This window comes from Pedobacter ginsengiterrae, assembly GCF_039537385.1.
Classification (GTDB): domain Bacteria; phylum Bacteroidota; class Bacteroidia; order Sphingobacteriales; family Sphingobacteriaceae; genus Pedobacter; species Pedobacter ginsengiterrae.
On the sequence record NZ_BAABAK010000020.1, the window covers coordinates 130,297 to 143,193 of the forward strand.

At 35.7% G+C, this 12,897-nt stretch carries 16 protein-coding genes; 9 read left to right on the forward strand and 7 right to left on the reverse strand.

The window, feature by feature from the left end; genetic code table 11:
- Positions 1 to 7: 7 nt before the first annotated feature.
- The 4 genes from ABD692_RS19215 to ABD692_RS19230 form a co-directional block, all read right to left on the reverse strand.
- The gene (locus tag ABD692_RS19215) at positions 8 to 622 is read right to left on the reverse strand and encodes an FMN-binding negative transcriptional regulator (RefSeq protein ID WP_344769572.1); all 615 of its coding nucleotides are present in this window, start codon (positions 620 to 622) and stop codon (positions 8 to 10) included.
- A 73-nt stretch (positions 623 to 695) separates the two neighbouring features.
- Entirely contained in the window at positions 696 to 1,958 is a 1,263-nt protein-coding gene (locus ABD692_RS19220) for an energy transducer TonB (protein ID WP_344769574.1), read from the reverse strand.
- A complete protein-coding gene (locus ABD692_RS19225; RefSeq protein WP_316764128.1) occupies positions 1,951 to 2,529 on the reverse strand; it encodes an RNA polymerase sigma factor in 579 nt (192 codons plus the stop codon). The genes ABD692_RS19220 and ABD692_RS19225 overlap by 8 nt, the downstream gene beginning before the upstream one ends.
- A 12-nt stretch (positions 2,530 to 2,541) precedes the next feature.
- Positions 2,542 to 2,781, reverse strand: a complete 240-nt coding sequence (locus ABD692_RS19230) for a hypothetical protein (protein ID WP_344769577.1) — start codon at positions 2,779 to 2,781, stop codon at positions 2,542 to 2,544.
- A gap of 158 nt (positions 2,782 to 2,939) precedes the next feature.
- Here ABD692_RS19230 and ABD692_RS19235 point away from each other — a divergent pair, with 158 nt between their 5' ends.
- The 8 genes from ABD692_RS19235 (at position 2,940) to ABD692_RS19270 (ending at position 7,677) form a co-directional block, all read left to right on the forward strand.
- On the forward strand, positions 2,940 to 3,695 hold the full coding sequence (locus ABD692_RS19235) for a DUF4197 domain-containing protein (protein ID WP_344769579.1): 756 nt from the start codon (positions 2,940 to 2,942) through the stop codon (positions 3,693 to 3,695).
- Positions 3,696 to 3,780: 85 nt separating this feature from the next.
- Positions 3,781 to 4,716, forward strand: a complete 936-nt coding sequence (locus ABD692_RS19240) for a TolB-like translocation protein (protein ID WP_344769581.1) — start codon at positions 3,781 to 3,783, stop codon at positions 4,714 to 4,716.
- Between the two features lie 287 nt (positions 4,717 to 5,003).
- Entirely contained in the window at positions 5,004 to 5,567 is a 564-nt protein-coding gene (locus tag ABD692_RS19245) for an RNA polymerase sigma factor (RefSeq protein WP_316764117.1), read from the forward strand.
- 10 nt (positions 5,568 to 5,577) lie between these two features.
- Positions 5,578 to 5,928: a hypothetical protein gene (locus tag ABD692_RS19250; RefSeq protein WP_344769584.1), complete on the forward strand. Its 351-nt coding sequence runs from the start codon at positions 5,578 to 5,580 to the stop codon at positions 5,926 to 5,928.
- A 320-nt stretch (positions 5,929 to 6,248) separates the two neighbouring features.
- The gene (locus ABD692_RS19255; protein WP_316764111.1) at positions 6,249 to 6,521 is read left to right on the forward strand and encodes a hypothetical protein; all 273 of its coding nucleotides are present in this window, start codon (positions 6,249 to 6,251) and stop codon (positions 6,519 to 6,521) included.
- 5 nt (positions 6,522 to 6,526) lie between these two features.
- Positions 6,527 to 6,769: a hypothetical protein gene (locus ABD692_RS19260; RefSeq protein ID WP_344769586.1), complete on the forward strand. Its 243-nt coding sequence runs from the start codon at positions 6,527 to 6,529 to the stop codon at positions 6,767 to 6,769.
- Between the two features lie 6 nt (positions 6,770 to 6,775).
- Positions 6,776 to 7,156 carry a glycosyltransferase family protein gene (locus ABD692_RS19265; protein WP_344769588.1) on the forward strand — a complete coding sequence of 127 codons (381 nt, stop codon included), beginning with the start codon at positions 6,776 to 6,778 and terminating at the stop codon, positions 7,154 to 7,156.
- Positions 7,157 to 7,248: 92 nt separating this feature from the next.
- Positions 7,249 to 7,677, forward strand: coding sequence for an Hsp20/alpha crystallin family protein (locus ABD692_RS19270; RefSeq protein WP_344769590.1), 429 nt, complete (start codon positions 7,249 to 7,251; stop codon positions 7,675 to 7,677).
- A 149-nt stretch (positions 7,678 to 7,826) separates the two neighbouring features.
- Here the strand turns inward: ABD692_RS19270 and ABD692_RS19275 are convergent, their stop codons facing one another.
- The 3 genes from ABD692_RS19275 to ABD692_RS19285 form a co-directional block, all read right to left on the reverse strand.
- A complete protein-coding gene (locus ABD692_RS19275; RefSeq protein WP_344769592.1) occupies positions 7,827 to 8,681 on the reverse strand; it encodes a TIGR01777 family oxidoreductase in 855 nt (284 codons plus the stop codon).
- A gap of 3 nt (positions 8,682 to 8,684) precedes the next feature.
- Positions 8,685 to 9,500, reverse strand: coding sequence for a thiol-disulfide oxidoreductase DCC family protein (locus tag ABD692_RS19280; RefSeq protein ID WP_344769594.1), 816 nt, complete (start codon positions 9,498 to 9,500; stop codon positions 8,685 to 8,687).
- Between the two features lie 103 nt (positions 9,501 to 9,603).
- The gene (locus ABD692_RS19285) at positions 9,604 to 10,110 is read right to left on the reverse strand and encodes a GbsR/MarR family transcriptional regulator (RefSeq protein ID WP_316764096.1); all 507 of its coding nucleotides are present in this window, start codon (positions 10,108 to 10,110) and stop codon (positions 9,604 to 9,606) included.
- A gap of 244 nt (positions 10,111 to 10,354) precedes the next feature.
- Between ABD692_RS19285 and ABD692_RS19290 the strand changes: the two genes are divergently transcribed.
- Positions 10,355 to 12,853 carry a YfhO family protein gene (locus tag ABD692_RS19290; RefSeq protein WP_344769597.1) on the forward strand — a complete coding sequence of 833 codons (2,499 nt, stop codon included), beginning with the start codon at positions 10,355 to 10,357 and terminating at the stop codon, positions 12,851 to 12,853.
- Positions 12,854 to 12,897 lie beyond the last annotated feature (44 nt).

A 12,897-nucleotide genomic window follows, 5' to 3' on the forward strand; every position in this document is an offset into this window, starting at 1 on the left:
GAAAAACTTATAAATTGTCTTTCATCTCCTTAGCCACTTCTTTCGCTAAAACATCATCGCTTTGTTGCAAATTCTTAACGATGTTTTCTTTATTTGCAGAAGAATGATTCTGACTCATTTTAAAAACATGATCGATATTAGTAACTGAGATTTCGAAGCCTGTAATCGCTTTCAAATGTTTTTGAATATAATCTTCTCCCATTTTATTAAACGCCGCAGGACTGCTTTCAGGGTTTTCATATTTATCTGTTAAATCTTTTATTACCTGATAAGTTTCCTCCGAATTTAAGAGTCTGATAATTCCCTTTGCCTGAACGGTTTTGTAATTCCAGGTGGAAGCAGACTTTGGATTTTCATAAACTGAGGCACTTATGTAAGCATGAGCACCAGTAAAGATCGCCAGCACATTTTTATTTTTCTGAAAAGCGTTAAAGTGATCAGTTTTCGTCATAATGTGACCGATTAGTTTAATCGAATCTCCATCTATAACAGTTTTAACTGGGATTTGGGTTGCAACAGGAAACGCTCCATCGAAACCTACCAAGGTTACAAAAGTATTATTATGCATAAAATCAAGAATTTCCTCCTGATTATCGGTTGTAAAGTATGGTAATTTGTACATGGCTTTGGTATGAGGAAAGATATAAATCGGTTTTTTGTGTTATAAGATTAACCTTGTTTTAAAAACAAATGGGTTAAAACTTAACACTCAATTCTACAAGGTCGGTACCTTTTTTAGGTAATACCCAATCTGGTCCAGCCTGGATAAGCCGTTTTGCCTCTTCATCAGCCTGCTTATTAAGCGACTTAATTACGCTGATATTTGTTGGTCTTCCGTTCTTTTTAACTTTAAAGCTTAAAATAACATACTGTTCAGGACCGTTTGGATTGTAAAGTTTATTGTTGCTCTCCAAGTATTGCTCGTAATTTACAGTCGAAACAGGAACAGGTTTTGTAATTTCACCTATTGATTTATCCAGGTTTTCTACCGCACGTAAAACAATTTTTTGTGGCGCAACAGTTTCCTTTTTTTGCCCGTTAGATCTGGTAATTAAAGCAATTTCATTTAAAGATCTATCACCAGTTAACGCCATTCTTATAGCATTAGGATCGGTTGTAACTGCTCGGTCGTTAAAGCCTTGTGCCTTAACCAAAACCTCTTTAGTCTTATAATCACTGTCAACCGGTAAAGAGAAAAATCCATAAGCATTGGTCGCTGTTACGGCTTTCGAATTTGCTAGTTTTACAATTGCTCCTTTAACGGGTTGCCCATTTTGCGTAACTACATTGCCACTATAAACCAAACTACTTCCCGAAAGTACAGGAGCCGAAGCAACAACAGCTTCTTCTGCTACTGCTTTTCTTTCTGAAAAGCTTTCTGCTTTGGCTTTGCTTGGCGCCATATTATCTGATAGTATTTCACTAGCAGCCTCACGCTCTGCATTTCTTAAAACAGGAGCAGATTTAGTGTTTTTGGCTAAAGCGCCAGTTTTGGCCTCAACAATAGCTTTATCAATTAAGGCAGTTTTAGCAACATCCTCAGCAACATCTTTTTTTGGTTCAACCGAAGCAATAGTTGTATTAGAATCTAAATTTACCATAACACCACTTGCATTTCGCGATGCAACTTCGTTGTTTCTGCGAGTAGTTTCACGCATGAAAAACAAGATGCTAACCGCAATAAACGCCACAGTAGCGGTTGCCGCAATACTTAAACGATGCGTGGTAATGCCCCAAAGTTTACGTTTAACAGGTTTTTGAGAAACTCGATCGTGAAGTTGTTTTTGAAGAATAGAAAGCGTTTGCTTGCGTTTTGGCGATTGTTTAAGCCCTTCTAAAGCTTCGGCAACAAAAGGATCTTCTAAAGCCTGTCTTTCTACAAAGTGCATAGCTTTAGCATCAAGCTTACCATCCAGGTAACCTTCCAGAACATCAATATCTAACCAATCGTTATTCACTACTATTTTTCTCTATACAAATTTTCAAATTTCGCTTACCGTTTTGAATGTAACTTTTAACTTTAAGCATATCGTAGCCCGTAATATCGGCCACTTCTTTATAGCATTTTTCTTGTAAATAAAATAAATCTACGCTTTTTCGCTGTTCTTCGGGCAAAGTTTCCATGCACTTTTCCATAATGGTAAGCTGCGTTTCTTTTGTATTGTCAATATCCAGATGCACAAACTCTGTATTTTCCACAAAAGTATCATCAATAGAAACGTTATTTTGCTTTGCAGATTTCCGCAGTGCCATTAAACAATGGTTTCGTGTTAAAACGTGCAGCCAGCTTTTAAAATTCTGAACCTCATGAATTTTGAGTTTGGTTACCAGTTCTTCAAAAATTTGCATAACCGCATCTTTACTCTGCTCCTCATCTTTAAAATAATTTAAGCAAACCCCGAAAACCAAATGCATATATTTATTGTAAAGCGTACCCAACGAGTCCAAATCGCCCGAGTTTTTATACTCGGCAATTAGTTTGGCATCGTCTTGCTGGTTATTCCCAGCTGTTATTTTTATAAACTTCAAAAAATTGGGCGCTTAATCGTATAATCTTTCAAGTATAAAAAATATTTCTGAGTGCGCTGCTATAAAATCATTTGGAGTTGTTTTTTGAAAAGCAAAACCAGTACGTTTTTGGTTACGATAATCCCGCTTTTCATTACAATCTTTAACTTCTGGCATTTGGATGAACGAAGCATTTGTTTCATAGGTAGCAGATGCTTCGTGCCTCAGCATAACACGCAAATTCAGAGTTGCTGCATCAAAAAGTATTTTCATTACAATCGGGTTTAAATAACTCAAATTTGTGCAAGAAACTTCAGTTGCATTGTTCCATCAAAGATTTAATTAAGTCAGTTTTCCACAAAGCCTTATCTTTAGTGGCCAACAAAAAATTATGGCAGTTATTTTGCATAGCAAAGTTAAACACACAAAAAATGAAGAGAATTAATATTTTATCTGCATCCCTAGCATTAATATTATTTACAAACCTAAAGGCCAATGCTCAGTTTAAGCTAAGCGATATTTTCAAGAAAGTAACTGAAAAATCTACAACGGGTGCTACTGGAACACCTTCTACCTTAGAAATCGGACAAGGTATAAAAGAGGCCTTGCAAATTGGTGTTTCTGCAGGAGCAGATCGATTATCTGCTAAGGATGGCTTTTTAGGCAATTTGGCGGTTAAAATTTTAATGCCTCCAGAAGCACAAAAAGTAGAAAGAACATTACGCAGTATTGGCTTAAACTCGCTTTGCGATAACGTAATTACCAGTTTAAACCGTGCCGCAGAAGATGCAGCAACAGAAGCGAAACCAATTTTTGTTTCGGCGATTAAAGGAATGACTTTAACCGATGCAACAAACATTCTTTTAGGGAATAAAAATGCGGCAACAGAATACTTTAAACGAGTAACCACCGCACAGTTGATGCAAAAATTTAGTCCGATTGTAACGACCAGTTTAAGTAAGGTAAACGCAACCAAATACTACAGCGATTTAACTTCACAATACAACAGGTTGCCTTTAGTTAAACCCGTAAATACGAATTTAACAGAATATGTTACTCAGAAAGCCATCGATGGTTTATTTATAGAAGTTGCAAAAGAAGAATTAAAAATAAGAGATAACTTTAGTTCAAGAAGTTCTACTTTGCTACAAAAAGTGTTCGGTTATGCCGATAAAAAGAAAAGTTAAGTCTTATTAAAATCATAAAAACAACAGATTCAGGTTTCCAAAGAGCCTGAATCTTTTTGTTTAAAAACAATTTGTAAAATTGTACATGACTAAGTTTAACATCCTTTTAGCAACGCTTTTTATTTCTTGCCTTGCGCTACTTTCTGCCTGTAAATCTAACGGCGGCTCAGAAGAGCAATCAAAAGCAATGCTTGATACCGTTTCGTTGAGTGGCAAAAATTTTGCCTTAGCTTACCAGGATGGAAGCAAAATTGTAGCTACAAGTATCGATACCATGAAGCAGATTTCGTTCGGCGGTGCAACAGACCCAGCGATTTCACCCGATGGAAATAAACTAGCCTATACCGTAAACGATACCGCTGGGCACAGAACCATTTGGGTTGCAGATATGGAAAACAAAAGCCAGTTGCAATTAAAAGTTAATAACGATAATTATTATCAGGCTGTATGGTCGGCAAGTGGAAATGAAATTGCTTTCAACATTTTTAACGATAAAAAACTTTGGAAAGTTGGTGTAATTAAAGCAGATAATTCGGGATTTGTAATACTGGATAATGCATCGAAAATTAACGTGTATTCGCCAACCTGGAAAAGCGATAAAGAACTTCTCGCTCAAGATTTGCTTAACCTTTATACTTTTGATATTTCCGGAAAATTAATCGACACAAAATCTATAGCCAGCTTAATTGGAAGTGATTTCAGCATTGCGAGCAGCAATCGCTTTTTTTATACCAAAGATGGTGCGAAATTAATTTTTAATGCGGGCAATAAGGATGTTGTTAATGGATTGACGGGTCCAAGTGAAGCTGTTTATGTATTGGATTTATCGAGTAAAAAGGTAGAACGTATTTCGCCAAAAGGTTTAAATGCTCCATATGTTTTTGTAACCGCCGATGACAGAATTTTCTTCAGTGGTGCTGAAAAGCCATTTACAAACAGCAAAATATATGTTTCTGATTTAAGCGGTAATATAAAAACCATTGTGGATAAGGGGACAAACCCAACTGGAGCATTGAAATAGGTGTTAATGCTGTGGTTAGTTGATATTTTTAGTGCTTTCTCTTTTAATACGAAATTTTATAGCTGCACATCCTTTAAGTTACACTGATTAGCCCAACTTATTTAAGCCCGATTTAGCGGAAATACTTTTTTGTTGCAGATACTTAAATTGGTTTCGCAAAACACAGATAACAAAGATTCAAGCGAGAGCGGGGCTGCTGTTTCAAAAATGAACCGAAACCTGCCTTTCTAAAAAATAAATAAAGAAAATTTAAAGTAATATTAATTTTCATCCGTTTACTGGTTATAATGCAAGCAATAGTGCCAACAAACGAATCTCAAAATATAATCTCTACGGTTGCCAATTATGGTAAGCGCTTATTTAGTTTCATTCGCGGGCGGGTGAAAACGGATGAGGATGCGGAGGATATTTTGCAGGATGTGTGGTATCAGTTAAGCAATCAACCCGAAGCAGGTGCAATTGAGCAGATTAGTGGTTGGTTGTACCGAGTAGCTCGCAACAAAATTACCGATAAACACCGTAAGCAAAGGGAAGCTTTATTGGATGATTTTAGTTATGAAGGAGAAGATGGCGAAATTAATTTCAGAGAAATTTTATTGGCTGAGTCTTTCTCGCCAGAGGAAGAAAGTTTAAAGAAACTTTTTTGGGATCAGTTATTTCTTGCTTTAGAAGAATTGCCCGAAAACCAGCGATATGTTTTTGTTCAAAATGAACTAGAAGACCGCACTTTTCAGGAACTGGCCGATGAAAGCGGCGAAAATATCAAAACGTTAATATCGAGAAAAGGTTACGCTGTAAAACACTTGCGTAATCGTTTACAAAATTTATATCAGGAATTTATTAATTATTAATTTGCAGAAGATGAGAAGTAGAAAATTTAGCAAGGGCAAGAAATTCATTTTCTTTTTACCCGTTGTGGCATTAATTGCCGCTGCATTAGGGTATGTTGTAATGTATTTGTGGAATTGCATTTTGCCTGAAGTAACTCATGCAGGGCGAATAAATTTTTGGCAGGCGCTTGGTTTATTGGTGCTGTGTAGAATTCTATTTGGCAACTTTAACAAAGGCAATGGTGGCCCTGGCAATCATTTTCGTGAAAAAGCATGGGGTTTGCGCTCGAAATGGGATAGTATGAATGAGGAAGAACGAGCAAAATTTAAGGAGGAATATAAACGAAGATGTGGCGGATGGGGCCATAGAAATAAAGAATAATTTAAAGCCAGCTGAAAAGCTGGCTTTTTTTATGGGATAAATTCAGCAAATATTTAAAATCGTGCTTATACGTTTCAGATGGTTAATAGTTTTACCTCATAAGATTCTAACAAGTTTATTTAAGGTGTTTAACTAAGATTCACTAGGTTTCCTTGGAAGGTGAAAACATTTTTCAAATTATTTAAAGTAAAAATAAATCTCCACCGTCTACCTTTTTAAATAGCAAGAAATTGCAAATGAAACCATCATGAGTTGAGGGTCAAAACTTAAGTTTCAAAACTCATGATAGCTTCATCACGATTAAAACAAGAAATAACAACATGAAAAAAATATTAAAAGCTATAGGATTCGGGATTGTACTTGGTGCAACTGCTTTCTTCATTCCATTCATATTTAAGTTTATTCTAATTGCAATGGTAATTGGAATGGTGTTCAGAATGTTTGCTCATAGCAAGCGCCGACATTTCGCTCAACGTTTTGATGCTTACTATGCAAATAGTAATTACAATCAAATTATTCCTATTGATGGACAATGGTACAAGCCAGCGGTTCAAAATAACGGAGTGGAAAATAACATTAACGTAAATTATTAACCGACATGAAAGCATTTAAAATATTATTAGCCTTAGCAGTTGCAGGTGCTACTTTTTACAGCTTAAATGTACTGGCTGTTCAAAATGGATATCGCGATAGATTGGATTTTAAAAACAGGCATTACCACGAACATGATTGTAATCATGAGCACCGCAGAAATCATGGCTACACACATCGCGATAGAACATTGATTGATACTGCAACAACAAAAGCAGATACAACAGAAAAAATTATACCCGTAAAATAAGCAACTATGTCACGCGTACTCTTTTTATCAAACCCTTATGATACTTCAGCTGAGCCGATTTTGAGCTTTGCAGATGAGTTAATTCACAGCGGAAAGGAAGTTACTTTTTTTAGCTCAAATGAATTTAAAAATCCCGTTGAAGGAATTGGTGCTGATTTTAAACCTTATGCGCAGGATTTGAATATTTTCAATAACAAAGAAAATAAAGAGCCAAAGTCAGGTTTAATTAGCGCCTTGCTCGAACCGATGAAATTTATAGATGATATCGTAGGGCAGATAAAGGGTTTAAAATTCGATTACGCGGTATTTGCACCTGCTTATCCTTACGCAAATATAATTACCCAATTATTGGGCATACCAAAAACTCAGTTTGGTGTTCCCAATTAATTTTTGTGGCCGAATAAGCCATTAATTAACAAGTCGTAAACAATTAAAATTAAAAAAACATGTACAACGAAAATAGATGCCAAACAGGCAAAATGAATAGAGGCTGTGGCCCAAAAGGCGGCAGATTTGGCGGACACCACCATGGCGGTAGATTCGCACAACATGCACAAGAAATGTTTAATCGTGGATTTGGACTTAGACGCGTTCCCGTAAACATTGAAGAAACAGAAGGCAGTTTTATTATTCACTTATTTGCACCTGCATTGGTTAAAGAAAACTTAAAGGTTGCAACCAAAGATGATATTTTAACCATCTCTTATAAGCCAAACGAAAGTGTAGAAAACCCAGAAGCATTTAGCAGAAGAGAATATCGGAACGAGGCTTTTGAAAGAGCTTTCGCATTAAATGGAAAAGTACTTAACGACGAAATTTCTGCGACTTACACTGATGGAGTTTTAAAAGTAACCTTACCTAAAAATCCCGAAACAAATACACCAGAAAAAAATATTTTGGTAGATTAAGTTTTGTCTATTATACTTTTGCAAAGTCTCGATTTTCATCGAGACTTTTTTGTTTCTGCAGCTTGTTTGATTGTCGCTCTAAATCCTCAAACTTAAAATATCATGTATAGCGTTGTCAATAAAACCATACTGAAATTTAAAGCCAGAATTTAATAAACAGAAGGTTTAACCCATCTGCTTTTTAAAATCAATTCGGTTTCCGTACCAATAATTTTCGCACCTATTTCTAAAAGCCACGCTGGCGCTGGTAATCCGAATGGTACACCATAGGCTTTTCGAAGGCTTTTCATCAGTTCATTATTTTTAATTGCATCTGGTGCAGTGCAGTTAACTACGCCTTTTATTTCTTTTTGATTTAAGAGCCATTCTATACTCAAAGCAACATCTTGCTCATGTATCCAGCTAACATATTGCATTCCATCTCCCTGTTTGCCGCCTATACCTAACTTAACCAAATTGAGCAACCGTGGAAAAGCTCCGTCCTTTCGCCCTAAAACAATGCCCAGTCGTAGAGCAATTTTTCGTGTTTTTGGATTTGTAACCTGGAAAAAGGTTTCTTCCCAGATTTTGCAAACATCAATAGAGAATCCGTAACCGATTTCACCAGTTATTTCATCCTGTGCTTGGTCTTCTGCATGGCGATAAATGGTAGCTGAAGTAATATTTATCCATAACAATGGAGGCCTTTCCAGCTGCTCTATAACTCGGTTTAACAAGTTGGTTGGTAACACTCTAGAGTTTATTATTTCCTGACGATTTTTATCGTTGTACCTGCAGTTTACATTTTTTCCGCAGAGATTAACCATTAAACTAGCACCATTTAAATTATTCACCCAATCGCCTTCAGTTTTGCCATCCCATAATATGGTTTTAATGTTACCTTCTATGGCTTTCGGTTTTCTAGATAGAATGATTACTTCATCAGCTATGCTGCTAAAATGTTTGGCTAAAACACCGCCTAAGTAACCATTGCCGCATGCGAGTACTATTTTATTGTATTTCATGATTTACAGTGCTAATATTAAAGCCAGTACAATTAATCGATAAATTACCCAGGTAAAGCTCATTATCATGCCTAGCTCTAGAATTTCACTGCGACGTAAATGCTCTAAAAACATTAATCCAGCAGTTGCTAAAAAATAGGCGATAAAAAATATGGGTTCAATATAAAAGTAATTTGCAAGCGCTAATGGAATTAAAAGTAGCAATGAACCAGCGAAAGATATCGTCATCATATTACCTAAGTAGTTCCACGTTTTATTACTGTTGTAGAACAACATTACAGCTGCCTGAAAAAACATTTGTCCGCCACAAATTAAGGATTCACGGTAGCTGTTTCCTAGTGGGAGAAAATCAGTTAATAAATGTGCATACCCAGTTAGAATATAAGCGGTAATAAACCAGGTTAAAATTAAATAGGTAATACGATAGTGAAGCCTAAAATCTGGCTGTATGGTATTTACTTTAACTTTTGCTGGAATTATTACTTTTCTATTGTATGAAATGAAAGCATAAAACTTTTTCATAATCCACAGAAAGGGACCGAAGCCGAACAAAGGTTTAAAAACAGGCATGGCATGACCAATAATTTTGAATAAACCAGGGATGCCATAAATTACCTCGCCGTTTTCTGTGTTGACTAGAGCAATTTCGTTTGCAGCTCTTTTTTTGTCTACAAATGGGCAAATGTCTGCTGGCATTTCCTGATAGGCTTCCCGGCCATCAACAGGTAACATTTTTAGTTTGGTAAACGCTTTTGTGTAAGCAAAACACATTGGGCATTCATTATCGAAAAGGATAACATGGTTGGCTAACGTTTTCATTATAAGTTAAGTTTTTAAATTTTCAGTAAAAATTGAAAGTTTATGTTAAAAAATAAAGCCAGTTAAGGCTCTTAGTAATCAGTTTATATTTATAGCTAATAAATTACTTAAATACTTTTAATATGGAGCCCCAAAACCAGCTTTCTTCTGCCTTTAACATCGTTTCGATGGTTTTATCAGCATTGTTGGCCAATTTGTTAATATCAGCTATAGATTTTTTGAAGGTTTTAAATTCAGGATCTTGATCATCGCCTGTAACGTCTGATAATTCGCTCAAAACTTTTAGAACAGGTTCTAGCTCTCGTTTCTTTCTTTCTTTCGCAACCTGACGGGCAATATTCCAAACATCTTTGTCAGCAAAGAAATATTCTTTCCTTTCGCCTGCTTTATGTTGTTTTTCTATTAAACCCCAGCCAATTAAATCGCGGAGCGTCATATTTGCATTTCCTCTGGAAATACTTAACTGCTCCATAATTTCCTCGGTTGTTAAGGCTTCCGAAGAAATTAATAACAACGCATGAACTTGAGCCATAGTGCGATTAATGCCCCATTCAGAGCCTAGCTTGCCCCAGGCTTCTATAAATTTAAGTTTTGCTGCTGCTAATTCCATATACAAATATAAATATATTTTTAAACTTTCAATATATTTTGAAAGTTTATTTTTATTGAAGTTATTTCATTAAATTCTTGTTGGTTTTAATTTGATGTACTTTAAATTTTTCTTGCCTTTTTTGTAAGTAGGTTGATGGTTTTAGTAAGCTTAAAATTTTTAATGTAAAGGCTTTCAATTTATTCCTTTAATATACCGTTCTATTTTTTATTTTTGACGTTCGTTTAAACTTAAACAAACCTTAATGAATAACTGGTTTAAAAACAATGGCACTCATTTAGCCATTATTGCAATTTTCGTAGTCATTTGTTTTGCCTACTTCAGTCCTGTTTTACAGGGCAAAACGCCTGTACAAAGCGATGTCATCCAATCGAAGGCGATGCAAAAAGAAATTATGGATTTCAAAGAGAAAGACGGTAAAGCCCCACTTTGGACAAACCAAATGTTTGGTGGAATGCCAGCTTATCAAATCTGGGTTCCTTACGCATACAATGGTGCAACTTACGGCATTGCCTTAATTACAAAAGCATTTCCTAGCCCTGTAGGTACCGTATTATTATTGCTTATCGGCTCTTACTTCTTATTTATTGTATTAAAGGTAAATCCGTGGCTAGCGGCTGCGGGGGCCATAGCGTTCACTTTTACAACCTATAATTTTGTGCTCATAGCCAGCGGGCATAGTAGTAAAGCTTTAGCTATTGGATTTTTTGCGCCAATTATAGCAGGTATTATTCTAACAATGAGGGGTAAGTACTGGTATGGCGCAAGCTTAACTGCATTATTCCTGGCTTTAGAAATCAGAACCAATCACGTTCAGATGACTTATTACCTAATGTTATCGATTTTGATTTTTGTTGGAATAGAAATCTATCAGGCATATAAAACAAAAACATTACCAGCTTTAACCAAAGCTTTCGGCTTTTTAGCTGTCTCTGTTATACTTGCGGTAATGATTAATGCGAGTTTATTGTGGTCTACAGCAGAGTATGCTAAAGAAACAAATCGTGGTAAATCTAATTTAACTGTTGCGGCTTCTGCTGGTAAAGATACTGGTATGACTAAAGAATATGCATATCAGTGGAGCCAGGGTGTTGGAGAAAGTTTTACTTTTTTCATTCCTGATTTATATGGTGGTGCAAGTAGTGTTGATGCTTTGGTTAAGCCAGAAAGCAATATGTACAAAGCGGTTTCAGAAGTAACAGGAGGAGATCAGAATCAAACCATTCAGGCAATTCAATCTCTTGGTCAGCAGTTTAATATGCAACAATATTGGGGCGATAAACCATTTACACAAGGTGGTTATTACTTTGGGGCTATTATTTGTTTCCTTTTTATATTTGGTTTGCTAATTGTACGTAACCCATTAAAATGGTGGATTTTATCTACAACCGTACTGTTTATCTTGCTTTCTTACGGAAGACATTTTCCTTTGATAAGCGATTTATTCTTTAACTACTTCCCGCTTTATAATAAATTCAGAGCGGTAGAATCTATCCTCGCCGTTGTTGGTTTAATGGTTCCTGTTTTAGCAGTATTAGCCATTAAAGAAGCACAAGAAGGAACTACAGAACAAAAGGTTTTAATAAAAAAATTAACATGGTCAGCTGGAATTGTAGGCGGTTTCTCTTTAATTGTAGCATTAGCACCAACGTTATTATTCAGCTTTAAGGCTTCAAACCATGCCGAAATTGTTCAGGCATTAACCCAGGCCCTACAAAATAATGCAGCACTTGCTCAAAAAGTAGCAAACGGTTTAGTTGAAGATAGAATCTCTATTGCCCGAGCAGATGCTATACGTTCTTTCCTTTTCGTACTTGTTGGTTTTGGAATTGTTTGGGCGTTGATTAAGAAGAAAATGAATCTTCAGTTGGCGTTAGGCTTACTTTCTTTTGCCATATTGCTTGATATGTGGCAAGTGGATAGAAGATATTTAAATAATAATAACTTCGAGGTTAAGAAAGATCTTTCTGATTATTTCCAGCCGCGTGATGTTGATAATTTTATCTCAGCAGATAAAGATCCTAATTTCAGGGTTTTCGATATGAGCATCAATACCTTCTCAAATGCAAGTACATCAGCTTTCCACAAAACAATTGGTGGTTACCATGCAGCTAAATTGAAACGTTTTGATGAATTAATTCAGAATCAATTCTCAAAAAGCATCAATCAGGATGTTTTAGATATGTTGAACACGAAATATATCATTACACAAGATCAGCAAAATGGTTCTTACAAAATGCAACGTAACGCTACAGCTTGTGGTAACGCATGGTTTGTAGAAAGTGTACAATATGTTAAAAATTCTGATGAAGAAATGAAAGCCATCAGCAGTTTTGATGCAAAAAAAGAAGTAATTGTTGATGAAAGCTTTAAGGGCTTAATGAACAGCAAAATTCTAGGTACAGGACAAGAAGGTTTTATTAAGTTAACCAATTACAATCCTGATCATTTAACCTATGAATATTCTACAGCAAAAGATGTTGTTGCTGTATTCTCTGAAATTTATTACAATAAAGGTTGGAAAATGTACATCGATGGTGTAGAAAAGCCATATTTCAGAGCTGATTACGTTTTACGTGCAGCACAATTAGAAGCTGGTAACCATAAATTAGAGTTTATTTTTCACCCAACTTCTTATTACGTTGGCGAAAATATTTCACTAGCAGGTTCAATTCTTTTAGTCGCAGGTTTAGGCTTTGGTTTTTATTCAGAAAACAAAAAGAAAAAAGCAGCAAAGGCTTAGCAATAAGTTAGCTAAATAAATTACAAACCCATAGGCAGTAGCTT